A 26,119-nucleotide genomic window follows, 5' to 3' on the forward strand; every position below is an offset into this window, starting at 1 on the left:
CGTTGTCCGGCCGTTATCGCCTGTTGTGTCAGATCGGCTGCGTGCGCGCGTCGAGCCACGCTTTCGCATCGCCGCTCAGGTGCCGGCCGACGCGCTCGCGCACCGTCGCGTGATACGTGTTCAGCCATGCGCGCTCGTCGTCGTGCAGCATCTCGATCAGCACGCAGCGCGTGTCGATCGGGCACAGCGTCAACGTCTCGAACGCGAGGAAATCGCCGAATTCCGTCTGCCCGGCCGCGCGGTTCACGACCAGGTTCTCGATCCGGATGCCCCACTGGCCGGGGCGGTACACACCCGGCTCGATCGACGTGATCATGCCTTCTTCCATCGCCGTGTGCGGCTCGGCCGGCGCGTAGTGCGAGATGACCTGCGGGCCTTCGTGCACGTTCAGGAAGTAACCGACGCCATGCCCCGTGCCGTGGCCGTAGTCGAGCCCCGCCGCCCACATCGGTGCGCGCGCGATCGCGTCGAGCATCGGCGAGCGGATGCCGCGCGGGAAGCGGGCACGCGACAGCGCCATCATCGACTTCAGCACGATCGTGAAATCGCGCCGCTGCAGGTCGCTGACGGTGCCGACCGGCACGACGCGCGTGATGTCGGTCGTGCCCGTCACGTACTGGCCACCCGAATCGATCAGCAGCAGGCCGTCGCCGGCGATCGTCGCGTGCGACGCCGGCGTCGCATGGTAGTGCGGCATCGCGCCGTTCGCGTTGAAGCCCGCAATCGTCGCGAAACTCGCCGACACGTAGCCGGGGCGCCGGGCGCGGGCGGCCGTGAGCTTTTCCTCGATCGTCAGCTCGGTGATCGTCTCGCGGTTCACCGCCTGCTCGAACCACGTGAAGAATTCCGCGAGCGCGGCGCCGTCGTGTTCCATCGTCACGCGCACGTGCTCGATCTCGGCGGACGTCTTGCGCGACTTCGCGAACGTCGACGGATTCACGGCCTCGACGAGCTTCACGCCGGCCGGCACGGCTTCGAGCGTGCCGAACGTCACGCGGCGCGGGTCGATCAACAGCGTCGCGCCGTCGGGCAGCGACCCGAGCGCGGCGCGCGCGGCGTCGTAGGCGCGAACGTCGACACCATCCTTCGCGAGCGACGCGGCCAACGCCGGCGACACCTTTCCGTCGGCGACGAACAGCGTCGCGCGATCGGCGCCGATCATTGCGTGCGCAACGAATACGGGATTGAAGTTGACGTCGGCGCCGCGCAGGTTGAACAGCCATGCGAGGTCGTCGAGCGTCGAGACGAAATGCCATTGCGCACCCTGCGCGCGCATCGCGCGGCGCACTTCGGCCAGCTTGCTCGCGCGCGTCGTGTCGGCCTGCGGCGCCGTGTGCTCGAACACCGCGTCGCCGGGCAGGCCCGGCCGCTCGGGCCAGATCGCGTCGAGCAGATCGAGATCGGTGCGCAGCGCGATGCCGCGTGCATTCAGCGCCCCGGTCAGCCCGCGTGCGGCGGCGACGCCGAGCACGGCGCCGTCGACGCCGACCGTCGCACCTGCCGCCACGTTCTGCGCGAGCCAGTCGACGTGCGGCGCGCTCTGCTGGCCGCCCGTCATCTTCATCAGTTGCACGCCCGTGCCGGCCAGTTCGGCATCGGCCTGCACCCAGTAGCGGCTGTCGACCCACAACCCCGCGAAATCCGCGGTCACGACCAGCGTGCCGACCGAGCCCGTGAAGCCGGACAGCCAGCGGCGGGCCTGCCAGCGCTCCGGCAGGTACTCGGATAGATGGGGATCGGCGGACGGCACGAGATAGGCGGCCAGGTCCTCGCGGGCCATGGCGCCACGCAGCAGCGCGAGGCGGGCCGGCACCGGCGAGACTTCGGGAAGACGGGCATTCATGATTTCACCTGAGAACATTCAGCGACGGGCCGACAGCGTAACCGTCACGGCTACGACGAGGAACGCGACACCGGTGCAGACCGGCCATTCGAGCGTCTCGCCATCGTAAAACAGTCCCGAGAGATTGCCGGCCATGCGGGCCGCCCCCGCGCCGACGATGCCGGCGAGCACCGCGATCCACCACGCCGGCCGGCCCGTGCGCCGCATCGGATGCAGCCATCGGCCGAACAGCCCGACGGCCGCTCCCAGGACAAGGATTCCAAACCAGTTCATTCGACGCCTTCTATAAATTCAGATTCGTCCCATAGGCGTGAACGTTGCCAACGGCTAGCATCGATTTATCCATCGAACCCGAGACCAGCCGGGTGCCGCCAACATTCGAGTTTAGGGGCCGACTCGACGTTATGGCAAGCGCGCGCCGGCTGCCGTATTGAAGATATTCTCATGCGAATCGCTCTGATCGATCCGGAAGCGCGCCATGCCGCGCTCCTGAACCGCCTGCTCTTCGCAGGCGGTCATGTGTGCCACGCGTTTTCGTCCAGTGCTGCGTTCTTCGAGTGGCTCGCCACCGACACCTGCGACATGCTGATCACCGGCCATTGGGCCGGCGACCAGCCGGCCGAGGAAGTCATCCCGCGCGCGCAGACCATCCTGCCCGGGCTGCCGGCCATCGCCGTGATGCAGCTGCCGCGCGAAAGCGAAATCGTCTCGTGCCTGCACGCGGGCGCCGACGATTGCCTCGTGCGCCCCGTGAGCGGACCCGAGATGCTCGCGCGCGTCAACGCGCTGAGCCGGCGTGCCGGCGTGCGCCGGCCACCCACCCGCTCGCGCGAAATGTATGGCGAATACGCTTTCGATGCCACGCATTGCCTCGTCCGGTTCGACGACGCAATCGTTTCACTCACGCCGAAGGAGTTCCGGTTCGCGCAGCTGCTGTTCACGAACCTGTCGCGGCCGGTGTCGCGCGCCCATATCCTCGAAACGGTGTGGGGGCGCCGCCGCGACATGAAGTCGCGCACGCTCGATACCCATGCGTCCCGGCTGCGCAGCAAACTCCGGCTGCTTCCGGAGCGCGGCTACCGGCTGCTGCCGCTCTACGGCTACGGCTATCAGCTCGACCGCGTGCCGATCGAGCCCCCAAATTCCCGGCCCCGCCACGCTGATGCCCGGTATGCGGCGAGTGAGGAAATCGCTGAAACGCTATAATATGGGGCTAAACGATAGCCCTCGATATGCAACTCCTCACGATCGGAATCAATCACCACACTGCGCCTGTCGCCTTGCGCGAACGCGTGGCGTTTCCGCTCGAGCAGATCAAGCCGGCTCTCGTCACGTTCAAGAACGTGTTTCTCGGCCCCCAGGCGCCCAATACGCCCGAAGCGGCGATCCTCTCCACCTGCAACCGCACCGAACTGTATTGCGCGACCGACGATCGCGCGGCACGCGAAGGCGCGATCCGCTGGCTGTCGGAGTATCACCGGATCCCGGTCGGCGAACTCGCGCCGCACGTCTATGCGCTGCCGCAGTCGGAAGCGGTCCGGCACGCATTTCGCGTCGCATCCGGCCTCGATTCGATGGTGCTGGGCGAAACCCAGATTCTGGGCCAGATGAAGGACGCCGTTCGCACCGCGACGGAAGCCGGCGCACTCGGCACCTATCTGAACCAGCTGTTCCAGCGCACGTTCGCGGTAGCGAAGGAAGTGCGCGGCACGACCGAAATCGGCACGCAGTCGGTGTCGATGGCCGCCGCCGCGGTGCGCCTCGCACAACGGATCTTCGAAAAGGTGTCGGATCAGCGCGTGCTGTTCATCGGCGCCGGCGAGATGATCGAGCTGTGCGCGACGCACTTCGCCGCGCAAGGCCCGCGCGAGCTCGTCGTCGCGAACCGAACGGCCGAACGCGGCCAGCGGCTCGCCGAACGCTTCAACGGCCGTGCGATGCCGCTCGCCGACCTGCCGACCCGCATGCACGAGTTCGACATCATCGTGTCGTGCACGGCGTCGACGCTGCCGATCATCGGCCTTGGCGCAGTCGAGCGCGCGGTGAAGGCACGCCGCCACCGGCCGATCTTCATGGTCGACCTCGCGGTGCCGCGCGACATCGAGCCCGAAGTCGGCAAGCTGAAGGACGTGTTCCTCTACACCGTCGACGATCTCGGCGCGATCGTGCGCGAAGGCAATGCATCGCGTCAGGCTGCGGTCGCGCAGGCCGAAACGATCATCGAAACGCGCGTGCAGAATTTCATGCAATGGCTCGACACGCGCAGCGTCGTGCCGGTGATCCGTCACATGCATACGCAGGCCGACGCACTGCGCCGTGCCGAAGTCGACAAGGCGCAGAAGCTGCTCGCGCGCGGCGACGATCCGGCCGCCGTGCTCGAAGCGCTGTCGCAGGCGCTGACCAACAAGCTGATCCACGGCCCGACGAGCGCGCTCAACCGCGTGAACGGCGCCGATCGCGATTCGCTGATCGACCTGATGCGCGGCTTCTACCAGCACGCACCGCGCTCGAACGACCAGTCCGGCCACTAGCGCCGGCCGATCGCCCTGCCGCCGGCCGGTCGTTGTCCCGCCGCCGGCCTATCCTTTCCGAATACCCCTTGCCCGGGAGCGCCGCTCCACACCATGAAGACGAGCATGCAACGCAAGCTCGACCAGCTGTCCACACGGCTGGCCGAACTGAACGACCTGCTGAGCCGCGAAAACGTCACGGCCGACCTCGACCAGTACCGCAAGCTCACGCGTGAACATGCGGAACTCGGCCCGGTGGTCGAACAGTACGCGCTGTGGCGCCAGTCGCGCAGCGACGAGACGGCCGCGCAGGAGCTGCTCGGCGACCTGTCGATGCGCGACTTCGCGGAAGACGAAATCCGCAGCGCACGCGAGAGCATGGCCCGCCTCGAGACCGAACTGCAGAAGATGCTGCTGCCGAAGGATCCGAACGACGACCGCAACATCTTCCTCGAAATCCGTGCGGGCACGGGCGGCGACGAATCGGCGCTGTTCGCGGGCGACCTGCTGCGCATGTACCTGCGCTTCGCGGAACGCCAGCGCTGGCAGGTCGAAATGATGTCGGAGAGCGCGTCGGATCTCGGCGGCTACAAGGAAGTGATCGTGCGGATCGCGGGCCAGGGCGCGTATTCGCGCCTGAAGTTCGAGTCGGGCGGCCATCGCGTACAGCGCGTGCCGGCCACCGAAACGCAGGGGCGCATCCACACGTCCGCATGCACGGTCGCGGTGATGCCGGAAGCCGACGAAATCGGCGAGGTCGAGATCAATCCGGCCGACCTGCGGATCGACACGTTCCGCGCGTCCGGCGCGGGCGGCCAGCACATCAACAAGACCGATTCGGCGGTGCGCGTCACGCACATCCCGACCGGGATCGTCGTCGAGTGCCAGGACGACCGTTCGCAGCACAAGAACAAGGATCGCGCGCTGAAGGTGCTCGCCGCACGCATCAAGGACAAGCAGTATCACGAGCAGCACGCGAAGGAAGCGGCCACGCGCAAGAGCCTGATCGGCTCCGGCGACCGCTCGGAACGGATCCGCACGTACAACTTCCCGCAGGGCCGGATGACCGATCACCGGATCAACCTGACGCTGTACCGGCTCGAGGCGCTCATGGACGGCGATCTCGACGAACTGATCAGCGCGCTGGTCAGCGAACACCAGGCCGAACTGCTCGCGTCGCTCGGCGATGCCGACTGAGGCCGCGATGCCCGACACTTCCGCCGACGAACTGCTGCGCGCGTCGCCGCTCGACGCGGTCGATGCGCGCGTGTTGCTCGCGCACGCGCTCGGCTGGACCCGCACGCAATTGATCACGCGCGGCGACGCGCCGCTCGACGCGGCCGCGGTCGAACGCTACCGCGCGCTCGAGGCGCGCCGCCTGGCCGGTGAACCCGTCGCGCAGCTCGTCGGGATGCGCGAATTCTTCGGCCGGCCGTTCGACGTGACGCCCGACGTGCTGATCCCGCGCCCCGAAACCGAACTGCTCGTCGAAGCCGCACTCGAAGCGATCGACGGGCTGCCGCGTCCGGCCGTGCTCGATCTCGGCACGGGCAGCGGCGCGATCGCCGTGTCGATCGCCGCCGAGCGTCCCGATGCGCGCGTGTGGGCGCTCGACCGTTCGCCGGCCGCACTCGAGGTCGCACAACGCAACGCAGGCAAGCTGCTCGACGCGCGCCGCCCCGGCGGCCCGCTGCACTGGCTGGAGAGCGACTGGTACGCGGCGCTCGATCCGGCGCTTGCATTCGACACGATCGTCAGCAACCCGCCGTACATCGCGCAGCACGATCCGCACCTCGAACAAGGCGACCTGCGTTTCGAGCCGCGCGGCGCACTCACCGACGATGCCGACGGCCTCAGCGCGATCCGCACGATCGTCGCGGGCGCCGGCACCTACCTGAAACCGGGCGGCACGCTCTGGATCGAGCATGGCTACGACCAGGCCGAGGCCGTGCGCGCGGTGCTCGTCTCGCACGGCTTCATCGCGGTCGAATCGCTCGCCGATCTGGCCGCCATCGAACGCACGACAGGCGGCCGCCTGCCGGGCTGATGCCCGGCCCGCCCGGTTGAAATCCGCTATCATTTCGATCTACCGCCCCGCTAACGCAAGAACGCAAGGTCAGTCATGGACACCCAACAACGTATCAAGCAAATCGTCGACGAAAACCAGGTCGTGCTCTTCATGAAGGGCAACGCGCAATTCCCGATGTGCGGCTTTTCGGGCCGCGCCATCCAGGTGCTGAAGGCCTGCGGCGTCGACCAGTTCAAGACGGTCAACGTCCTCGAAGACGACGAGATCCGCCAGGGCATCAAGGAATTCTCGAACTGGCCGACCATCCCGCAGCTCTACGTGAAGGGCGAATTCATCGGCGGCTCGGACATCATGATGGAGATGTACCAGTCGGGCGAGCTGCAGCAACTGTTCGCCGCCGCGTAATACGCCCCGCACGCCCCGCCTCCTTTCGATGGCATCTCCCAGCGCGCCGCCACGCCGGCTGATTGTTGCGATCACCGGCGCGACCGGCGCGATCTACGGCATACGGCTGCTCGACCTGCTGCGCGCCGCCGGCGGCGTCGAAACGCATCTGCTGGTTTCGAACGCCGGCTGGCTCAACATCCAGCACGAACTGAAGCTGTCGAAGGCCGATGTCGAAAGCCGTGCGGATGTCGTGCATTCGGTGCGCGACGTCGGCGCGACGATCGCATCGGGGTCGTTCGCGACCGACGGGATGGTGATCGCGCCCTGCTCGATGAAGACGCTCGCGAGCGTCGCGCACGGGCTGTCCGACAACCTGATCACGCGCGCAGCCGACGTCACGTTGAAGGAGCGCCGCCGCCTCGTGCTGATGGTGCGCGAAACGCCGTTCAACCTCGCTCATCTGCGCAACATGACCGCCGTCACCGAAATGGGCGGCATCGTCTTCCCGCCGCTGCCCGCGTTCTACGCGATGCCGAAGACGATCGAGGAACTCGTCGACCAGACCGTCACGCGCGTGCTCGACCTGTTCGCGCTCAGCGCGCCGCAGACGACGCCGTGGGCCGGCATCCGGCACGCGCAGTAAGCGCACGCTCGACAATCCATTCGTCGCGCATCTGCGCCGATTTCCACCGAAATTCATTCTATTTCACGAATACAGCGTCCAGCTGCCGTGAAGCGCATGGCGTCGCCCGGATTATCAACAAACAAGCGTCAATCAAATTCCGGATCGCGGATTTATCAATGTCCGGTGCGCGTCTATAGTCACAGGCAAATCCCTTTGCAGGCCACCACCATGAACCGCTTGCCTTCGCTCTACCTGTCCCACGGCGCCCCGACGCTGCCGATCGACCCGGCCCTGCCGTCTGGCGCATTCACGCACCTCGCCGCCGAATTGCCGCGCCCGCGCGCGGTGCTGATGCTGTCCGCGCACTGGGGCACGCAGCGCCCCGTCGCCAGCATCGCCGCGCACCCGGAAACGATCCACGATTTCTACGGCTTTCCGCAGGCGCTGTACGACATCCGCTACCCGGCGCCCGGCGCCCCCGACGTCGCCGAACGCGCGGCCGGGCTGCTGAATGCGGCCGGCATCGAGACCGCGACGACCGAGCACGGCCTCGACCACGGCGCGTGGGTGCCGATGCTGCTGATGTTCCCGGAAGCCGACGTGCCGGTGGCGCAGCTGTCGATCCAGCCGCGCGCGGATGCCGCCCACCACTTCGCGCTCGGCCGCGCGCTGCGACCGCTGCGCGACGAAGGCGTGATGGTGATCGGCTCCGGCCAGATCACGCACAACCTGCGCGCCGCCGATTTCGGTGCGGCGCCCGAGGATGCGGACCCGCGCGTCACGGAATTCACCGACTGGTTCGAGGCGAAGCTGGCCGCGCGCGACGTCGACGCGCTGCTCGACTACCGCCGGCAGGCGCCGCACGCAGCGCTGATGCATCCGACCGACGAGCACCTGCTGCCGGTGTTCACGGCGCTCGGCGCGGCGGACGACGACTACCAGCTCGGCATCCAGTCGCTCGGCACATACCAGCGCGTGCTCGCGATGACGAACTACGTGTTCGCCGGCACGGCCGCCTGACCAGCAGACAGCGGACGGCGACCGTCCAACAAAAAGCCCGCCCGAGCATCGCTCGGGCGGGCTTTTTTACGCTGCTTGCTGCCGCCGCCGGATCCGGCGGCAGGTCACGCGTCAGGCACCGACCCCTTCGAGGATCTCGTCGTGCGACTCGCGCTCGTCGAGATACTGGGTCCGGTAGCCCGTATTCACACCCCAGAAGTAGAAAACCAGCGAGATCGCCGCGACGATCAGCATGTCCCAGCCGTACGGCAGGTAGCCGTGACCGCCAAATTCCTTGCTGCCGATCAGCGACAGCACGGCCATCGTCGGCAGGTATGCGACCAGCCACCATGCGGCCTTCAGGTCGGCGCCCCAGCCGGTCCAGCCCGATTTCGCCTGGAAGTAGAAGTACACCGGCAGCGCGACGATCATCAGCAGGATGATTTCGCCCGTCAGCGGCCACTTCGCCCAGTACAGGATCAGCGATGCGCACACGAATGCGAACGGGGCGATCAGCTTCATCAGCGGAATCGACAACGGACGCTCGATGTCGGTCGCGGAGCGGCGCAGCGCCATCAGGCTGATCGGGCCGGTCAGGTACGAGATCACCGTCGCGACCGAGATCACCGCCGCGAGCGAGCTCCAGCCGCGGAAGAAGAACAGGAAGATGAACGACACGAGCAGGTTGAACCACATCGCCTGGCGCGGGACGCCGTAGATCGGGTGCACGTTGCCGAACATCTTCGGCATCGTGTTGTTGCGCTCCATCGCGTAGATCATGCGGGTGGTCGTCGCCATGTAGGTCGTCCCGGTGCCGCTCGGGCTGATGAACGCGTCGACGTACAGCAGGATCGCCAGCCAGTTCAGGTTCAGCGCGATCGCGAGTTCCGCGAACGGCGACGAGAAGTTGAAGTGCGCCCAGCCCTTCGCGACGTCGGCCGGATTCACCGAACCGATGTAGGCCATCTGCAGCAGCACGTAGATCACGAGTGCGAGCAGGATCGACGTGATCACCGCGAACGGCACGCTGCGCGACGGGTTGCGCGCTTCGCCGGCGAGGTTCACCGGGCTCTGGAAGCCGTTGAACGCGAACACGATGCCGCTCGTCGCGACTGCGGTCAGCACGGCCGACCAGCCGTAAGGTGCGAAGCTTGCATTGGATGCGGTGCCGAGGTTCTCCGCATGGAAGCTCGTCAGCATCAGGCCGAGGATCGTGAGGCCGGGGATCAGGAACTTGAAGATCGTGATCGCCGTGTTCGCCCGCGCGAAGGCCTTGACGCCCCAGTAGTTCAGCATGAAGTAGATGACGACCAGCACGGCCGACAGCAGCAGGCCGAGTGTCTGTAATTCGCCGTTCACGAACAACGCATGCGCCCACGGATACGGCCACGTGCTCATGTACTGGATCGACGCTTCAGCCTCGATCGGGATCACGGATACGATCGCGATCCAGTTCGCCCACGCACTGATGAAGCCCACCAGCGAACCGTGCGAGTAGCGCGCATAGCGCACCATGCCGCCCGACTCGGGGAACATCGCGCCCAATTCCGCGTAAGTCAGTGCAATTGCGAGAATCACGACAGCGCCGATGATCCAGGCGCAGATCGCCGCCGGACCGGCAATCTTCGCGGCCTTCCAGGCGCCGAACAGCCAGCCCGAGCCGATAATCGAACCCAGCCCCGTCAGCATCAATGCAAACGGGCCGATGTTCCGTTGAATAGAACTCTTCACATCCTCTCCTGTGTCTCAAAAAGCATGGTCGGCCTGCGGTCCGGGATCGGCTCGGACAGCACCGCGCACGCAATTTTGGGGGGACGTGTCACCCGATCGGGGCAACCCGTCCACGCGGCGCGTAGTTTAACGGTTGCACCTCAAACGTGGCGCCAAAATCGTTCGGCCCCTACAAAAAATTCGCATCGTTTGCAAGCTTTGTAAACCTGATCTCCGCAATAACCCTGAGTCCATGGAAATACGGTTGACCACACGGTTGATTAGCCGTATAAAGGACTTCGCAGGATTTCAAGTGGCGAGTGAATTGGTTCTTTCGTAGTTCGCCCATCAACGGTACTCCGGTTGGTCCTATTACCCCTTCCTTGATTTTCCGCACCCCATGGGCCTCGGCCCCGTTTTATCTTTTTAGGAACAAGTAACATGGCAACCGGTACCGTCAAGTGGTTCAATGACGCAAAGGGCTTCGGCTTCATCACCCCGGAAGGCGGCGGCGACGATCTGTTCGCGCACTTCTCGGAAATCCGCGTCGAAGGCTTCAAGACGCTGCAAGAAAACCAGAAGGTTGAATTCGAAGTGAAGACGGGCCCGAAGGGTCTGCAAGCTGCGAACATCCGTCCGGTCTAAGCTTGGCGCGATAATTCGTGAAAAAAAGCCCCGCTTCGGCGGGGCTTTTTGTTTTTCGGCGCCGGTCAACCGGCATGGCGGCCTTTGGGCCGCCCGCATTCAACCGAACAATCGCTGCGCGTGAATGCCGAGACCCGTCGCGACGCTCGCGAGGCGGTCGCCGAACACCGGCTGCGCATCCGGGAATGCACCCGCCAGCGCGCCCGACAGGAACGCGAGCCCCGTTGAGCCGCCGGTGAAGTACAGCGCGCCGACATCGCGCGGCGCCACGCCCGCGAGCCGCACCGTCTCGCGCGCGGCGTCGACGATGCGCGCGGTGTCGTCGCGGCTCGCGTCGACGAGCCGGTCGGCATCGAATGCGATCTGCAGATCCTCTTCCACGTCGTTCAGGTCGATCATCGTCTCTCCGCCCGCCGCGACGCCGATCTTCGCTTCTTCAGCGCGCGCCATCAGCGCATGCCCGAGCCGCTGCTCGACCACGCTCGTGAGCCGGTCGTACTGGCGCACGTCCCGGTACAGGTGCTTCATCAGCTTCAGCTCGCCGAGCCGCTTTGGCGTGTAGACCGTGTTGATCAGGTGCCAGGTGGCGAGATCGAAGTAGATCTTGTTCGGCAGCTCGCGCCCTTCCGGGTCGAGCGAACGGTAGCCGAATGCGGGCAGGATCGCCGCCAGCTCGACACGCCGGTCGTAATCGGTGCCCGCGACGTGCACGCCGTGGTGGGCCAGCACGTCGTCCTTGCGCTCGAGCCGCGCCATCCGTTCGGGCCCGACACGCACCAGCGAGAAGTCGGACGTGCCGCCGCCGATGTCGGCGACGAGCACGAGCCGCTCCGCCTGCTGGCGCGACTCGTAGTCGAACGCGGCCGCGATCGGTTCGTACTGGAACTGGACGTCCGTGAAGCCGACCGATCGCGCGGCGGCCTCGAGCTGGTCCTGGGCGAGGCGGTCGGCACGCGGATCGTCGTCGACGAAGAACACCGGCCGGCCGAGCACCGCACGGCCGATCGGCGCGCCCGCGCGGGCTTCGGCCTTGCGCTTCAGGTGCGTCAGGAAGCGCGCGATGATTTCGGTGTACGCGATCGCGCTGCCGTCGCCGAGATCGGTCGTCGTTTCCGCGAGCGGCGAGCCGAGGATACTCTTCATCGACCGCATCAGCCGGCCGTCGAAACCGTCGATGTACGAAGCCAGCGCCGCACGGCCGTATTCGACCGTCTCTTCGTCGTTGTTGAAGAAGATCGCGGTGGGCAGCGTCAGGTGGTCGCCCTCGACGGGCGCGAGGCGCATGCCGTCGCCGTCGGGCAGCGCCACGGCGGAATTGGACGTGCCGAAATCGATCGCGCAGTAAGTCATGGGAAGTTGCCGCAGCAGGGCCGGCGCGAAAACGGAAAGGACGGGCTTTTTAACATGAAGCCCGCGGGATCACAACCGGGGCCGGCCACCGGTACGGCGCAACGGGCCTCGGCGGGACGGCGCGCGGCCTGGCGCGCCGGGGAAACATGCGGGCGGGATGCGCGATGCAGCCCGCCCGCCAGGCGGGTCAGGCTGCCGCGTCGAAACCCTTCTTCCACGCGCCCGCATAGACGACCTCACCGATCGCATGGCGCGTGCGCGGTGCCTTCTCGCGATCGCGCAGCACCGGATCGAGCTTGTCGACGTTGCCGTAGTGACCGAGCGAGATGATCGCCGGAATCGCGACGTCGGCCGGAATCTCGAACGCGTCGCGGAACGCCTTCGCGTCGAAGCCGCTCATCTGGTGGGCGGCCAGGCCCAGTGCGTGTGCCTGCAGCACCAGCGACATCGCGGCGGCGCCCGCGTCGTACAGCGCGGTGGGAGCCGGCTCACCCTTCGGCGTGAGCGTGTGCGCGGTCACCGCGATCAGCACGGGCGCCGGTGCGTTCCAGCCCTGGTTGAACGGTACCAGCGTCGCGAACGCGCGTTTGAATGCGTCTTCGTCCTGAGTGCGGTCGAATACGATGAAGCGCCACGGCTGCGCGTTGTAGGCGGACGGCGCCCAGCGGGCGGCTTCGAGCACCGCGTGCAGATCGCCGGCGCTGACGGCTTCATCCGAATACGCGCGCGGGCTCCAGCGGCCCGCGATCAGATCGTGAATCGAAACAGTGGTGGGAGCAGGTTTGACGGACATGCGAATCCTCGCTGACATCGAAGAAGGGGCGCGAACGCCTGACGAACCGCAAGCATACCCGCTTGAGCCGATGCGCGCCCGATCCTCCCGCGCTATGCAAATCTCCGTGCGTGCGTTGGCCGGCCGTTCGCCGCGCGGCCGGCGCGGCGCACGGATTGCCGCGGTCAGGCCGCCTGCGCGGCTGCGCGCGACGGGCCGCGGTTGATCCGCAGCACGATCAGCGCGCCGATGATGCACAGCCCGCCCGAGATCATCGACGCGATCGTGTAGGTGCCAAGGCTCGCGCGCAGCAGCCCCGCGCCGAGCGCCGCGAACGCCGCGCCGAGCTGGTGGCCGGCGACGATCCAGCCGAACACGACGGGCGCCGCGGCCTTGCCGAACACGTCGGTCGCGAGGCGCACGGTCGGCGGCACGGTCGCGATCCAGTCGAGCCCGTAGAACATCGCAAACAGCGGCAGCCCGAAGAAATCGATCCCGAACGCGTGCGGCAGGTAGATCAGCGACAGCCCGCGCAGCCCGTAGTACCAGAACAGCAGCACGCGGTTGTCGTATCGGTCGGACAGCCAGCCCGACAGCGTCGTGCCGAACAGGTCGAACACGCCCATCGCCGCGAGCAGCGACGCGCCCTGCACTTCCGTCATCCCGTAGTCGCTGCACATCGCGATCAGGTGCGTGCCGACGTAGCCGTTGGTGCTCGCACCGCAGATGAAGAAGCTGAAGAACAGCAGCCAGAAATCGCGCGACCGGCTCGCCGTCAGCAACGTCCGGAACGCGACCGCGAGCGGGTTGTCCTTCGTCCCCTCGGGCGCGGGCGGCGCATCGGCCGCCTCGCCGTACGGGCGCAGCTGCACGTCGGCCGGCCGTTCAGGCAACAGGAACGCCACCAGCGGAATCACGATCGCGGCCGCGACCGCGACGACCAGCACGACCGGGCGCCAGCCATGGCGCTGCGCGATCGCCGCGAGCATCGGCAGGAACACGAGCTGGCCGGTGGCCGTGCTCGCGGTCAGGATCCCCATCACGAGGCCGCGCCGCGCATGGAACCAGCGCGTGACGAAGGTCGCGGACAGCGTCAGCGCGACCACGCCCGTCGAGCAGCCGACCATCAGGCCCCAGATCACCACCATCTGCCAGCTCTGCGTCATCATCGACGACAGCGCGACGCCCGCGCTCATCGTCACGAGCGCGGTGAGAATGGTCGGACGCAGCCCGAAGCGCTGCATCGCGGCAGCCGCGAACGGGCCCGTCAGTCCGTACAGCGCGATATTCACCGAGATCGCCAGCGAAATCGCCGCGCGGCTCCAGCCGAGCTCGCGTTCGAGCGGCACCATCAGCACGCTCGGCGTCGCGCGCGTGCCGGCCGCCGCCAGCAGGATCAGGAATACCACCGCCGCCGCGAGCCATCCGTAGTGGAAGCGCCCGCCGATTCGTGTCACCGCCCAATTCATCTTCGCGTTCTCCTGTTGGCGGCTCCGGTGCCTCCGCACCCGCGCCGCTCGCCCTGCCAGGCCACCTCCGCCGCACGCTGCATCGGCTGACCCGGGCCGACGCTTGGCATTTGTCTGTCGATCCGGTCGGCTTTGTTACCGACCGGTCACAAGTGTGTTGCGATCGTAGTGACCAATCGGTAACATGTCAAGCAATCCAATATGCAGTCGAGGGTCATCATGTCGGGCATCGAGATCGCCAAACCGCTGCCGCGCCGCACGCGCCGGCCGATCGACGGCGCTACCGCGCAGGAGCACCTGCTGCGCGCCGCCGAGGAGCTGTTTTACAAGGAAGGCGTTCGGACGGTGGGCGTCGAGGCGGTCGTGGAGCGTGCGGGCGTCAACAAGATGAGCCTGTATCGGCAGTTCTCGTCGAAGGACGAGCTGATCCTCGCGTACCTGGAGCGGATGGATGCGTGTTTCTTCGATCGCTTCAACACGAGCGTCGCGAAGCACCCGGGCCAGCCGAAAGCGCAACTGATCCAGTATTTCGTCGATCTCGCCGAGCGCGCGACGCAGAAGGATTACCGTGGCTGCCCGTTCGTCAACGTCGCGGCCGAATTCCCGGATGCGTCGCACCCGGCGCGCGAGCGCGTCGCGCAGAACAAGGAACAGCTGATGAAGCGGCTCGTCGCATTGTGCGAAGACGCCGGCGCGCGGCAGCCGCAGGCGCTTGCCGACTCGCTCGCGCTGGTGATCGAGGGCATCTACGCGGCAAGCCAGACCTATCGGCACGGCGAAACACCGATCGGCGTCGCGCCCGCGCTCGTCACGCAGTTGATCGAAGCCGCCTGCGCGTGACGGCTCGCCCGCTACAATGCGGCCCTCGCCGCCCTTCCGCCCGACTGGTTTCACGATGACCGACACCCGCCCCGAATCGCACGACGACATCCTCGCCGCCACGCGGCACTGGCTCGCGCGCGCGGTGATCGGGCTCAATCTGTGCCCGTTCGCGAAAAGCGTCTATGTGAAGGAACAGGTGCGCTACGCGATCAGCGAAGCGACCACGCTGGAGGATGCGCTCGCCGAACTCGAAACCGAGCTGCGTGCGCTCGACGCGGCAGACCCGCAGCAGGTCGACACGACGCTCGTGATCTTCCCGCATGCGTTCGCCGATTTCATCGACTACAACGATGCGCTGTTCTTTGCCGACCGGCTGGTGCGGCAACTGCGGCTCGACGGCGTGCTGCAGATCGCGAGCTTCCATCCGGACTACCGGTTCGAGGGCAGCGAGCCCGACGACATCGAAAACTACACGAACCGCGCGCCGTATCCGATCCTGCACCTGCTGCGCGAGGACAGCATCGCACGCGCGGTCGACGCGTTCCCGGACGCGTCCGCGATCTACGAAAAGAATCAGGAAACGCTGCGGCGCCTCGGCCATGACGGCTGGCGCGAATGGATGCGCCGGCCGGGCGACGAGGTCTGACGCGCCGTGCAACGGACGGCGTGTAACGCGCGACGTTCAACGGGCGGCGTACAACGTGCGCGACGCGCCCGCCCGCCCGCAGGATCAGCTGGCGGCCGGCTCGACGGCCTCGCCGCCCGCCGCCGCGGCCTCCGGCACGAAGAAGCGCGCGTTCAGCTCGGCCAGCCCGAACATCCCGAGGATCTCGTTCAACCGCTCGCCGGGCCGCCGGCGCGGCAGGTTCTTGTATTGCGCGATGATCAGCTCGTTCTTCATCGAATGCTCCCAGCCGACCAGCTCGGTCACGCTGACCTGGTAGCCGTGCGCTTCGAGCTGCAGGCAGCGCAGCACGTTGGTGATCTGGCTGCCGAATTCGCGCGTATGCAGCGGATGCCGCCACACTTCCGTCAGCGCGTTCGCGAGCGACTTGCCCTTGTTCTTGCGCAGCACGCCCGCGACTTCCGCCTGGCAGCACGGCACCAGCACGATGTGCTGCGCGCGCTTCGCGAGCGCGAAGCGGATCGCGTCGTCGGTCGCCGTGTCGCATGCGTGCAGCGCGGTGACGACGTCGACCGTTTCAGTCAGTTTCGGCGACGTGATCGAATCGGCAACCGACAGGTTCAGGAACGACATGCCGCCGAACCCGAGCCGCGCGGCAAGCTCGGCCGAGCGCGTGACGAGCTCCTCGCGGGTCTCGATCCCGTACACGTGCGACGCGAACGCCGGCGTGCCGTGCCCCGGCTGCTGCTTGAAGAACAGGTCGTACAGGATGAAGCCGAGATACGACTTGCCGGCGCCGTGATCGACGAGCGTCACGCTGCCACGCTCGGCCTGCACGCCGGCGAGCAGCGGCTCGATGAACTGGAACAGGTGATAGACCTGCTTCAGCTTGCGGCGGCTGTCCTGGTTCAGCTTCCCGTCGCGGGTGAGGATGTGCAGTTCCTTCAGCAGCTCGACGGACTGCTCCGGGCGGATTTCGTGGGTCTTGTTCGACATCGTGAAGCGGCGCCGGGCCACGGTCGGTCGACCACGGCCCGGCGGCGGGAATTCGTGAGGAATGGCGGTAGTTTACCGAAAATGCGCGGTCAGGCTCGTGCGCCGAGCCGCCAGAGCGACGTGACCTCGGCCTGGCGTGCCGCATGCAGCGGATCGTCGGCATCCATCGCCTTCGGGTGTGCGGGGCGGATGTCGTCGCGGCCGAGCACGACGAGGCCGGCTTCGTCGATCCATTGCAGCAGCGTGTCGCGCGGCCGCAGCCCGAGATGCTCGGCGAAATCGGACAGGATCAGCCAGCCTTCACCGCCCGGCTCGAGGTGCGCGCCGAGCCCTGCGAGGAAACCGCGCAGCATGCGGCTGTCCGGATCGTAAACCGCATATTCGATCGGGGCGCTCGGCCGGGCCGGCACCCACGGCGGGTTGCAGACCACGAGCGGCGCACGGCCGGCCGGGAACAGATCCGCCTCGACGACTTCGACGCGCCGCGCGTGGCCCAGTCGTTCGATGTTCTCGCGCGCACAGGCGAGCGCGCGTGGATCCTGGTCGGTCGCGACGACACGCTCGACGCCGCGCGACGCAAGCACGGCCGCCAGCACGCCGGTGCCCGTGCCGATATCGAACGCGAGCGACGTCGCCGGCAGCGGCGCACGCGCGACCAGTTCGACGTATTCGCCGCGCACCGGCGAGAACACGCCGTAGTGCGGGTGGATCGGCGCGCCGCCGAGCGCCGGGATCGGCACCCCTTTCTTGCGCCATTCGTGCGCACCGACGAGGCCGAGCAGTTCGCGCAGCGACACGACCGACGGCGCGCCGCCGGGCCCGTACGCCTCTTCGCATGCGGCGCGCACGTCGGGCGCGCGGCGCAGCGGAATCGTGTAGTCGGCGTCGAGCGGGATCAGCAGCATCCCAAGCGTGCGGGCACGCTGCGACTGCGCGAGACGATGCAGGTTGAATGCGTCGGCGCCGGCCGCGGCTTTCGCCTTCTTCGGCTTGCGCTCGACACGGCGCGCCATCGCCTGCACGAGCTGGCGCGCATTCTGGAAATCGCCCTGCCAGACTAGCGCGGTGCCCTCGCAGGCGAGACGGTAGGCCGCGTCGGCGGTGAGGCGGTCGTCGGCGGGCACCGCGCGCTTCGGCGGTTGCACGCCGGCTTCGGAGCGCCAGCGCACGGCATGATCGGCGCCGTCGGCGTCGGTCCAGTGGAAAACAGGGAAATCGGTCACGCGAACTCGGTTACGGTTGGCTTCAACGGGCGGCGCGACTGTATTGCGGGCGCCGCGCGGCTCACACCATACCGCGCTTTGCCCGCGCGGCAAAGCGCCGGGGCCGGCCCGCGCGGCGCGGCGCTCGCCCGGCTCAGCCGCCCCACCCCGGCATCGCGGGCAGGCGCAGCGTGCCGGCATCGTTGAAGTGCACGGTGCCGAGCACGCCGCCCGCGAGCCGGCCGCGCAGCGCATACGGCAGCTCGCCGCTCGCGGCGGCGCCGGGCAGGTTCCACGCCTGTCGCGCGGCGGCGAACGCCGACACGGAAACCGGCACGTCGAGCACGGCCTCGCCGAAACGCGGCACGGTGCCCGAGCGATCGCTGACGCCGCTCGCGAACGGCGTGCCGTTCAGGTCGAGCGCCACCGAGATGCCGTCGTAGTCGATCGGCGCGTCGTTCGGGTTCTGCACGCGCAGCTTCAGGCTGAAACGCATCTCGAGGCCCTGCCCGACGAGCGGGTCGAGCCCGGCGACCGTCACGCGCACCGGGTCGCGCGTGAGCCCCGCGCAGCCGCCGAGCAGGAGCACGGCGGCGAACAGCAGCAGCACGGCGCGCAGCGGCGCGATACGGAACAGGGTGCGTGACATGGGAGAACCTCCTCGCGGCAAATTGGTGAGCGGATCGTCGCTGCATTGTACCGAGCATGCCCGGGTACGCCGGGTTTCGTAGTTTTCGCAGTCCCGCGAGATCGTTAATAGATTAAAACTACGAAAATAACAGTCAGACGGAAAGCGCATTAATGCTTCCCAGCATTCAATGAAGCACGGCGAATTCAATAGATGCAATTTCTAAATTTTTCGTTTCCTTTACCCAAAACCATCAAGTATATTTACGCATCCTTCGAGCAAGCCGACAAACCTTGAAAGCGCATGACGGTGAATTTACGGAACGGCGACATGCCTTCCTGCCATCCTGCGACGAGGCCCGGCCAGCCCCGTAGGTCGTCTGTTCAAAGGGGAAAGCGCGCCCGCCCAGGGCGTGCGGCTCCGTGTCGTGCGCGCGAAATCAATTCAGTACAACACGCGCCCGGCCATTTTGAACCGGCAAGTTAACCGACATCCGGAAATCCAGAGGGGGCAGTAAACCATGATTACCTTCACGTAGTCGGCCGCCGTCTTTTCGAATAATCCGTCATTGGCATTTTCATCGCTGTTGATTAACGGCGAGGGGATTGTTTTTGCCGGCGTTTTCGCAGCACTGAACGATTCTTTCAACAATCGAGGTTTCAGTCATGTCGATCAACATTCGCAAGATGCGTTATCTGCCGATCGTCGCCGCGCTCGCGCTAGCCGGGTGCGGCGGCGACGACGGCGGCGCGGGCTCGGCGTCCGCGCTCAGCTCCGCCGGCGCGCCGCACTCGGGCTCGTCGCCCACCGTCACCGCGCCGCCGAGCGCATCCAATGTCGACAAGAGCGTCTCGCCTGTCGAGTTGCCGGACACCGTGGTACCCGTGAACTACCGGCTGTGGTTCCGCCCGAACGACGCGCTGAACGCGTTCGACGGCCGCGCCGACGTCGAGATCAAGGTGCTGAAGCCGGTCAACAACATCGTGATCGCCGGCCACCGGATCAAGTTCACGAACGGCCGCATCACGCTGCAGCCGGGCAACATCCAGCTGATCGCGACACCGCAGGACAAGGGCGACTTCTACCAGCTGCGTCCCGTGAGCGGCACGATCTCGCCGGGCAACTACTCGCTGCACATGGAGTGGTCGGGCATCATCAACTTCAAGTCGTACGACGATCCGGTCGCGAAGACCGGCGGCAGCTGCGGCGACGATCCGTATCCGGGCTGCTCGGCCGCGGAAGGCATCTTCCGCGTCGACCTGAAGGGCACCGACGGCAAGACGAGCGGCGCGATCCTCACGCAAGGCGAAACCAACCTGTCGCGCCAGTGGTTCCCCGGCTGGGACGAGCCGGCATTCCGCCCGACCTATGAAGTGACGGCCGAAGTGCCGCAAAGCTGGCGGGTCGTGTCGAACGCGGCCGAGAAACCGTCGACCAACGTCGGCGGCGGCTACAAGCTCGTGCAGTTCGAGAAGACCCCGCCGATGCCGTCGTACCTGCTGTTCTTCGGCGGCGGCCTGTTCGACACCTACGAGGACGACTTCACGAGCCCGCTGCCGGGCGGCAAGGGCGGCCTGCACCTGCGCGTGTTCACGCCGCCGGGCATGAGCGACTGGGCGAAGCCGGCGATGGACCGCACCAAGCAGGCGCTCGACTTCTACTACCGCTACACGGGCATCGCGCTGCCGCTCACGAAGTTCGACACGGTGGCCGCGAACGACGCGTTCAAGGAGCAGAAGGACCTGAACTTCGGCGGGATGGAGAACTGGGGATCGATCCTCGAGTTCGCCGACGACATCCTGCCGCAGCCGGGCCAGCCGATGTCGCACTACGGCAACGAGGTGCTGACGCACGAAGTCGCGCACCAGTGGTTCGGCGATCTCGTCACGACCGACTGGTGGGACAACGTGTGGCTCAACGAATCGTTCGCGACGTTCTTCGAGACCAAGACCACGATCCAGTTCTTCCCCAACGAGTTCAGCTGGCTCGACCAGGTGAAGAACAAGTACCGCGTGATCAATCGTGACATCGGCCCGAACGCGTTCCCGGTCGCACCGAACTTCAACGGGTGGGCGTCGAACGACTTCGTGCTGAGCGCCAGCGCGTTCACGTACGACAAGGGCGGCCACGTGCTGAAGACGCTCGAGAACTACCTCGGCGAGCAGACGTTGCGCAAGGGTCTGCAGCAGTACCTGGTCGACTACTCGTTCGGCAACGGTACGCCGAAGCGTCTGTGGGATGCGCTGTCGAAGGAGAGCGGCCAGGCGATCGGCGCGATCGGCGACAGCTACGTCCGCCAGACCGGCGTGCCGCTGATCTCGCTCGACACGCAGTGCGACCTGACGAAGAACCAGACGGTCATCACGCTGAAACAGCAGCCGTTCCCGAACAAGAACGCGTATCCGGGCCTGCAATGGACGGTGCCGATCACGCTCGCGTACGGCCAGGGTCTCGCGAAACGCACGACGCTCGCGCTGAAGGATACGCAGACGCAAACGCGCATCGACGGCTGCACGGGCGTGGTCGCCGACCCGAGCGGGCTCGACTACTACGTCGTGAACTACAGCGACGCGGCCTGGAGCGGGCTGCTCACGCAGGTCAACGGCTCGACCGATCCGGTCCTGCTCGCGAACCTGAAGAGCGAGGCCGCACTGCTCGTCGCGAACAACCTCGCGCCGGCATCGCGCTCGACGTCGATCGGCTCGGTCGCTTCGCCGGCCGCGATGAAGCTGCGCCAGACGCCGACCTTCGGCGGCCTCGAGCCGGTGACGAAGGAACGCCCGGCACTGCACTACCAGGGCATCTTCAAGCCGCGCAAGGTAGTGACGCAGTAACGGTGCGCATCCGGCCGCTGCCGCGCAGCCTGCGGCTGCCGGCCGGCGTACCGGCTTCTCCGACCTTTGACGGGCCTCGCATGCGAGGCCCTTTTTTATGCCGGGCGCCCTTGTGTCAGGCATTCGGCCGCCCGCGCGGCGCCCGCCATCGCCGTCATGCCCACGCGGCATCCCACGCCGGCTGCGCGAACCACGTCGCGAGAAACGCGACGAGCCGCGACGCGCGCGCGGTGCCGCGCGCCTGCTGGCGCAACACGTGGATCGTCGCCGGCTCGGGCGCCGCCGCGAACTGCGGCAGCACCGCGCGCAAGCGTCCGTCGCGCAGCGCGTCGCCCGCGAGCCAGGTCGGCAGGTGCGCGAGACCGAGCCCGTCGATCGCGGCTTCGAGCAACGCTTCCGAATGATTGCTGCGAAACCGCGGCTGCGCCGGCACGTGGCGGCGCTCGCCGAAACGCCACGCGCCCGGCGGCGGCGCACCGTGCCATGCGAGGCAGTCGTGGCCGGCGAGCGCGTCGGGCGACTCGGGCTCGCCGCGCCGCGCGAGATACGCCGCGCTCGCGCACAGCACGCGCCGCTGCGGCGCCAGCACGGTCGCGACGAAGCGTGTGTCCTCGAGCGGGCCGATGCGCACCGCGAGATCGACGTCGGAGCCGAGCCGCGCGCCCTGCAGGTCGACCATGCTGTCGGTCAGCACCAGGTCGACCTGCAGCGCCGGATGGCGCTGCATGAAGGCCGCCAGCGCGGCCATCAGGTGCCGCCGGCCGAACGGCGCCGGGCAGTCGACGCGCAGCAGCCCGCTCGGCTCGTCGTGCTGGCTGTGCAGGTCTTCCTGCAGGCCGCGCAACTCGGCCAGCATCCGCGTCGCGCGCCCGTACAACAACTGTCCAGCTTCGGTCGGCCGCAGCGCGTGCGTCGTGCGATGCAGGAGGCGGATGCCGAACTGCGTCTCGAGCCGGTCGATGCGCCGCGTGACCGACGACGCGGCGACACCCAGCCGGCGCGCGGCCGCCGAGAAGCTCTGCTGGTCGACCACGTCGACGAACAGCGCCAGATGCGGGGAAAGGAAGTCGTCCATTCGGTGCCCTCGGAGTTGGCTATGCGTTTCGTGCAAAACAATCATCCGCCTTTGCACGTTTCCGCGTCAAACCGGGCCGACTAGACTGCATGCATCCTTTTCACCCGCTGCGCGCGCCACCCCATCGGGCCGCGCGACAGCCATCCGCCACGGAGATCATCATGCGCAGCATCCGCTTCGACGCCCCCGCCGCCGACATCGAGTCGCTCGACGCGCGCGTCAGGGAAATCGACCCGCCCGTCCCGGCCGACGGCCAAATGCTGATCGAGGTGCGCGCGGCCGGCGTGAACCCGAGCGACGTGAAGGCCGCGCTCGGCCGCATGCCGCACGCGGTGTGGCCGCGCACGCCCGGGCGCGACTGGGCCGGCATCGTGCGCAGCGGCCCGGACGGCTGGATCGGCGCGCCGGTGTGGGGCTCGGGCGGCGATCTCGGCGTGCATCGCGACGGCTCGCACGCGGAGTGGCTCGTGCTCGACGCGGCCCTGGTGCGCCGCAAGCCCGCCGTGCTGACGCTCGACGAAGCGGCCGGCGTCGGCGTGCCATTCGTCACCGCCTATGAAGGCTTGCGCCGCGCCGGCATGCCGAAGGCCGGCGACGTCGTGCTCGTGTTCGGCGCGAACGGGAAAGTCGGCCAGGCGGCGATCCAGCTCGCGACCGCGCACGGCGCGACCGTGATCGGCGTCGAGCGCAGCGCCGGCGGCTATCGGGGCCACGCATCGGGCGACGTGCGCATGATCGACGCGTCGAAAGAACCGGTGGCCGACGCGGTACGCGCGGCCACCGGCGGCCATGGCGCGGACATCGTCTACAACACGGTCGGCAGCCCGTACTTCGAAGCGGCGAACGCGTCGATGGCGATCGGCGCGCGGCAGATCTTCATCTCGACGATCGACCGCAGCGTGCCGTTCGACATCTTCGCGTTCTATCGCGGCCAGCACACGTTCGTGGGCGTCGATTCGCTGCAGCTCGACGGCGCCACGGTGGCGCAGATCCTCGACACGCTCGCGCCGGGCTTCGGTAACGGCACGCTGCGCCCGTTCCCGATCGGCGACGACTACGTGTACCCGCTCGAGCGCGCACACGACGCGTATCGCGCGGTGCTGGCCGGTGCGCGCGAGCGCGTCATCCTCAAGCCCTGACGCCTGAGCGCACGGGAGACTGCCATGACGGAATACGTGACTTCACTCGCGGTGGGCCTCGGCGTCGGCGTGCTGTACGCGCTGCTGCACGTGCGCTCGCCGGCCCCGCCGCTCGTCGCGCTCGTGGGGCTGCTCGGGATGGTGATCGGCGAACGCGCGATCGTGCTGCTGCGCTGACGCGCCGACGCGGCGCCGGTGGTGCTAGCGATCGTCGCGCCGGCGGAACGCCCACCATGCGGCGAGCCCCGTGAAACCTGCGACGAGCAGCACCATCAGCCAGAAGCCGTGCTTGTTCTCCGAGAACGGCACGCCGCCGACGTTCATCCCGAAGAAGCCGGCGACGATGTTGATCGGCAGCGCGATCACGGTCACGAGCGTCAGCGTGAACAGCGTCCGGTTGTTCTGCTCGTCGAGACGCGAACCGATCTCTTCCTGCAACAACTTGATCCGCTCGTTGAGCCCCGCCAGATCGGCCAGCACCAGCGAGAACTCCTCGGTCGATTCGCGCAGTTCCTGCACGTCCTGCAGATGCAGCCATGCAGGCGGTTTCGCGAGCAGCCGGAAGATCGACCCGGGCTCGGGCGCGAGCATGCGCTGCAGCCGCGTCAGCGTGCGGCGCATCGCGCCGAGCTCGATGCGGCTCGACGTGAGCCGCTGCGACAGGAAGCGATCCTCGATGCGGTCGACGTCGACGCTCGTGCGCCGCATGATCTGGCTCAGCAGGTCGGCCTGGTCGCGCAGCAGGTGCACGAGCAGCTCGGCCGGCGACCTGAACTGCTCGCCGTCGCGCACGCACGCGCGCAGCGTGTCGACCGAGCGCAGCGGCTTGAGCCGCGCGGTGACCATGATGCGCCGCTCGACGTGGACGAACAGCGTCGCGATCTCCGACGGCGTCAGTTCGAGGTTGAACATCACGTCGTTGACGATCGCGCGCAGCACGCCGTCTTCCTGCTCGATGCGCGTCGAGCGCGAGCCTTCGTGGAGGAATTCGAAGAAGCTGTCGGGCAGGCCGAGGTGCGTGCGCATCCAGCGCTCGCTCGCGCCGTGCGCGAGATTGAAGTGCAGCCAGACGAAATCGTCCGACGCGGCATCGTGCTCGCGGCACGTGCGCAGCCAGGCCGCAGCCGCGTCCGCATCCAGCGTCGCGCCGGAGCCGCCGGGAACGAAGCGGAATCCGCACACCATGCCGGATGTATCGGCGCCGTAAGTCTGTACGATCAGGTCCATCGTGTCGAAGGTCGTGCTGCGCACGGCGCGCCGCGCAAAGCGGGTCGCGCGCCCGCGCCGGAAAAGGAAAGGAGACGTATGCCCGACGGGCATGACGCGCCGGTGACAGCGTCACGCCGCATCATACCGGCCGATTCCGCGCCCCAAAAACAACGCGCCGCCCAACGGGCGGCGCAGGTGCAGCGGGTCGACACGCGCGGGACGTGTTACTGCCGCGTCTCCGACTGCGCGGCGCTCGGGCACGCGGGATCCTTGCCCCAGTGACCATCGCAGACGCGCCAGCGGCACAGCTGATCCTCGAAGAAACCGCGCTCCGAACACTCCTTCACGCGCGACGCCAGCGAGCCGGTCGTCGCGGCCGTCTTGGTCGGCACGGGCTGCGCCTTCTGTGCAGCGAGCTTCTTGTCGGCCGGCTTCGTGCGCGCGACGAGCGCCGCGAGCAGGTCCGCATCCGGATCGTCCTTCGTGGCCGCCTTCGCGGTACGGGCCGGCGTCGCGTCGCGATGCTTCTTTGCCTGCGCGAGTTCGGCCTGCTGTTCCTTGTGACGCTTGCGGGCCTCGGCTTTCGTATCGGCCTTCGTATCGGTCTTGCCGTGCGCGGCGACCTTCGCGCCCTTTGCGGCGTCGCCCTTGGCGGTTTTGGTCGTGGCAGCAGCAGCGGCGGCGGCCGCGCCGGCCGTGGCCGCACCCGATGCGTCGTCGGCGCCGTTGGCGAGCGCACGCGACAGGCGGCTGTTGTCCGCGGCGGGCGCGGACGATGCGGATGCAACGGTTCGGGAAGCTGCGTCGTCGTTGACGATCGTGGCCGGTTGTACAGCGGATGCGGCGGACGCGGCATTCTGCGCGACCTGCACGGCGGCATCGCTGGCCGCTGCGGCCTTCGCCGGTGCGGCGGCAGCCGGCGCAGCCTCGGCCGTGACGGCGGGGGCCTGCTCGCCCGCATGTTGCATGCGCCATGCACCCCAGCCGCCGACAGCGACCACCAGGGCCACGACGGCGGCGATCGGCGCCTTCAGCGAACGGCGCGGCGGCTCGGCCGGCGGCGTGACACGTCCTTCCAGATTCGCGAGAATGCGCGACTGCTGAGCTCCGTCGCCTGCCGGTTTGGTATCGGACAGCAGGCTGGGCGGAGATTTCGAATTTGAATTTTCCGGCGCACTCATTCAGCGTCTCATTGAATCCTGGTTTAATTCACCGCGATAATATAGCCCGGCCTCTCGAAGCAGCCTGAT

The 26,119-nt window shown here is 67.5% G+C and carries 25 protein-coding genes; 13 read left to right on the forward strand and 12 right to left on the reverse strand.

The features are described 5' to 3' along the window. Positions 1-28: 28 nt before the first annotated feature. Positions 29-1,843: an aminopeptidase P family protein gene (locus tag FFS49_RS11635; RefSeq protein WP_071335558.1), complete on the reverse strand. Its 1,815-nt coding sequence runs from the start codon at positions 1,841-1,843 to the stop codon at positions 29-31. Between the two features lie 18 nt (positions 1,844-1,861). Continuing rightward, positions 1,862-2,116, reverse strand: a complete 255-nt coding sequence (locus FFS49_RS11640; protein ID WP_039352130.1) for a hypothetical protein — start codon at positions 2,114-2,116, stop codon at positions 1,862-1,864. 171 nt (positions 2,117-2,287) lie between these two features. On the opposite strand from FFS49_RS11640, the gene FFS49_RS11645 reads away from it, so the two are divergent. The 7 genes from FFS49_RS11645 to FFS49_RS11675 all read left to right on the forward strand — a co-directional run bounded on the left by FFS49_RS11645 (position 2,288) and on the right by FFS49_RS11675 (position 8,414). Further along, the gene (locus FFS49_RS11645; protein ID WP_105816495.1) at positions 2,288-3,049 is read left to right on the forward strand and encodes a response regulator transcription factor; all 762 of its coding nucleotides are present in this window, start codon (positions 2,288-2,290) and stop codon (positions 3,047-3,049) included. 26 nt (positions 3,050-3,075) lie between these two features. Then, positions 3,076-4,374, forward strand: a complete 1,299-nt coding sequence (hemA, locus tag FFS49_RS11650) for a glutamyl-tRNA reductase (protein ID WP_039352123.1) — start codon at positions 3,076-3,078, stop codon at positions 4,372-4,374. 93 nt (positions 4,375-4,467) lie between these two features. Next, a complete protein-coding gene (gene prfA / locus FFS49_RS11655; protein WP_039352121.1) occupies positions 4,468-5,550 on the forward strand; it encodes a peptide chain release factor 1 in 1,083 nt (360 codons plus the stop codon). A gap of 7 nt (positions 5,551-5,557) precedes the next feature. Further along, on the forward strand, positions 5,558-6,400 hold the full coding sequence (gene prmC, locus FFS49_RS11660) for a peptide chain release factor N(5)-glutamine methyltransferase (protein ID WP_105816494.1): 843 nt from the start codon (positions 5,558-5,560) through the stop codon (positions 6,398-6,400). Between the two features lie 75 nt (positions 6,401-6,475). Then, positions 6,476-6,787, forward strand: coding sequence for a Grx4 family monothiol glutaredoxin (gene grxD, locus FFS49_RS11665; RefSeq protein ID WP_021161789.1), 312 nt, complete (start codon positions 6,476-6,478; stop codon positions 6,785-6,787). Positions 6,788-6,815: 28 nt separating this feature from the next. Beyond that, entirely contained in the window at positions 6,816-7,412 is a 597-nt protein-coding gene (locus FFS49_RS11670) for a UbiX family flavin prenyltransferase (RefSeq protein ID WP_105816493.1), read from the forward strand. Positions 7,413-7,622: 210 nt separating this feature from the next. Continuing rightward, the gene (locus FFS49_RS11675; RefSeq protein ID WP_039352112.1) at positions 7,623-8,414 is read left to right on the forward strand and encodes a class III extradiol ring-cleavage dioxygenase; all 792 of its coding nucleotides are present in this window, start codon (positions 7,623-7,625) and stop codon (positions 8,412-8,414) included. 111 nt (positions 8,415-8,525) lie between these two features. Here the strand turns inward: FFS49_RS11675 and FFS49_RS11680 are convergent, their stop codons facing one another. After that, entirely contained in the window at positions 8,526-10,124 is a 1,599-nt protein-coding gene (locus tag FFS49_RS11680) for an APC family permease (protein WP_039352109.1), read from the reverse strand. 420 nt (positions 10,125-10,544) lie between these two features. Between FFS49_RS11680 and FFS49_RS11690 the strand changes: the two genes are divergently transcribed. After that, the gene (locus FFS49_RS11690) at positions 10,545-10,748 is read left to right on the forward strand and encodes a cold-shock protein (protein ID WP_006477070.1); all 204 of its coding nucleotides are present in this window, start codon (positions 10,545-10,547) and stop codon (positions 10,746-10,748) included. Positions 10,749-10,847: 99 nt separating this feature from the next. Here the strand turns inward: FFS49_RS11690 and FFS49_RS11695 are convergent, their stop codons facing one another. The 3 genes from FFS49_RS11695 to FFS49_RS11705 all read right to left on the reverse strand — a co-directional run bounded on the left by FFS49_RS11695 (position 10,848) and on the right by FFS49_RS11705 (position 14,339). Beyond that, positions 10,848-12,098 carry an Hsp70 family protein gene (locus FFS49_RS11695; RefSeq protein WP_039352103.1) on the reverse strand — a complete coding sequence of 417 codons (1,251 nt, stop codon included), beginning with the start codon at positions 12,096-12,098 and terminating at the stop codon, positions 10,848-10,850. Between the two features lie 187 nt (positions 12,099-12,285). Continuing rightward, positions 12,286-12,891 (reverse strand): nitroreductase family protein, encoded by a 606-nt coding sequence (locus FFS49_RS11700; protein ID WP_039352100.1) that lies wholly within the window; start codon positions 12,889-12,891, stop codon positions 12,286-12,288. 164 nt (positions 12,892-13,055) lie between these two features. After that, a complete protein-coding gene (locus FFS49_RS11705; RefSeq protein ID WP_105816492.1) occupies positions 13,056-14,339 on the reverse strand; it encodes an MFS transporter in 1,284 nt (427 codons plus the stop codon). A 219-nt stretch (positions 14,340-14,558) separates the two neighbouring features. Here FFS49_RS11705 and FFS49_RS11710 point away from each other — a divergent pair, with 219 nt between their 5' ends. Both FFS49_RS11710 and FFS49_RS11715 read left to right on the forward strand, forming a co-directional pair. Next, entirely contained in the window at positions 14,559-15,179 is a 621-nt protein-coding gene (locus tag FFS49_RS11710; RefSeq protein WP_069247011.1) for a TetR/AcrR family transcriptional regulator, read from the forward strand. Between the two features lie 55 nt (positions 15,180-15,234). Then, positions 15,235-15,807 (forward strand): DUF1415 domain-containing protein, encoded by a 573-nt coding sequence (locus FFS49_RS11715; RefSeq protein ID WP_075686940.1) that lies wholly within the window; start codon positions 15,235-15,237, stop codon positions 15,805-15,807. Between the two features lie 84 nt (positions 15,808-15,891). Here FFS49_RS11715 and FFS49_RS11720 read toward each other — a convergent pair whose 3' ends face one another. From FFS49_RS11720 to FFS49_RS11730, 3 genes are all read right to left on the reverse strand, one after another. After that, the gene (locus tag FFS49_RS11720) at positions 15,892-16,782 is read right to left on the reverse strand and encodes an SAM-dependent methyltransferase (RefSeq protein WP_105816507.1); all 891 of its coding nucleotides are present in this window, start codon (positions 16,780-16,782) and stop codon (positions 15,892-15,894) included. Positions 16,783-16,871: 89 nt separating this feature from the next. Further along, positions 16,872-18,005 (reverse strand): class I SAM-dependent methyltransferase, encoded by a 1,134-nt coding sequence (locus FFS49_RS11725; RefSeq protein ID WP_137909824.1) that lies wholly within the window; start codon positions 18,003-18,005, stop codon positions 16,872-16,874. 133 nt (positions 18,006-18,138) lie between these two features. After that, positions 18,139-18,633: an LEA type 2 family protein gene (locus FFS49_RS11730; protein ID WP_105816490.1), complete on the reverse strand. Its 495-nt coding sequence runs from the start codon at positions 18,631-18,633 to the stop codon at positions 18,139-18,141. A 644-nt stretch (positions 18,634-19,277) separates the two neighbouring features. Between FFS49_RS11730 and FFS49_RS11740 the strand changes: the two genes are divergently transcribed. Continuing rightward, positions 19,278-21,446, forward strand: coding sequence for a M1 family metallopeptidase (locus FFS49_RS11740; protein WP_105816489.1), 2,169 nt, complete (start codon positions 19,278-19,280; stop codon positions 21,444-21,446). Between the two features lie 154 nt (positions 21,447-21,600). Here FFS49_RS11740 and FFS49_RS11745 read toward each other — a convergent pair whose 3' ends face one another. Continuing rightward, on the reverse strand, positions 21,601-22,521 hold the full coding sequence (locus FFS49_RS11745; RefSeq protein WP_105816488.1) for a LysR family transcriptional regulator: 921 nt from the start codon (positions 22,519-22,521) through the stop codon (positions 21,601-21,603). A 161-nt stretch (positions 22,522-22,682) separates the two neighbouring features. Here FFS49_RS11745 and FFS49_RS11750 point away from each other — a divergent pair, with 161 nt between their 5' ends. Further along, entirely contained in the window at positions 22,683-23,660 is a 978-nt protein-coding gene (locus FFS49_RS11750; RefSeq protein WP_039352079.1) for a zinc-binding alcohol dehydrogenase family protein, read from the forward strand. A gap of 24 nt (positions 23,661-23,684) precedes the next feature. Next, the gene (locus FFS49_RS11755) at positions 23,685-23,837 is read left to right on the forward strand and encodes a DUF1427 family protein (protein ID WP_105816487.1); all 153 of its coding nucleotides are present in this window, start codon (positions 23,685-23,687) and stop codon (positions 23,835-23,837) included. 24 nt (positions 23,838-23,861) lie between these two features. Here FFS49_RS11755 and FFS49_RS11760 read toward each other — a convergent pair whose 3' ends face one another. Both FFS49_RS11760 and FFS49_RS11765 read right to left on the reverse strand, forming a co-directional pair. Next, entirely contained in the window at positions 23,862-24,887 is a 1,026-nt protein-coding gene (locus FFS49_RS11760) for a transporter (protein WP_039352239.1), read from the reverse strand. A 206-nt stretch (positions 24,888-25,093) separates the two neighbouring features. Further along, on the reverse strand, positions 25,094-26,050 hold the full coding sequence (locus FFS49_RS11765) for a phage tail protein (RefSeq protein ID WP_105816486.1): 957 nt from the start codon (positions 26,048-26,050) through the stop codon (positions 25,094-25,096). Between the last annotated feature and the right edge of the window lie 69 nt (positions 26,051-26,119).

Origin of the sequence: Burkholderia sp. 4NA327C6, from assembly GCF_005502655.1 — a bacterium.
Lineage (GTDB): Bacteria > Pseudomonadota > Gammaproteobacteria > Burkholderiales > Burkholderiaceae > Burkholderia > Burkholderia contaminans.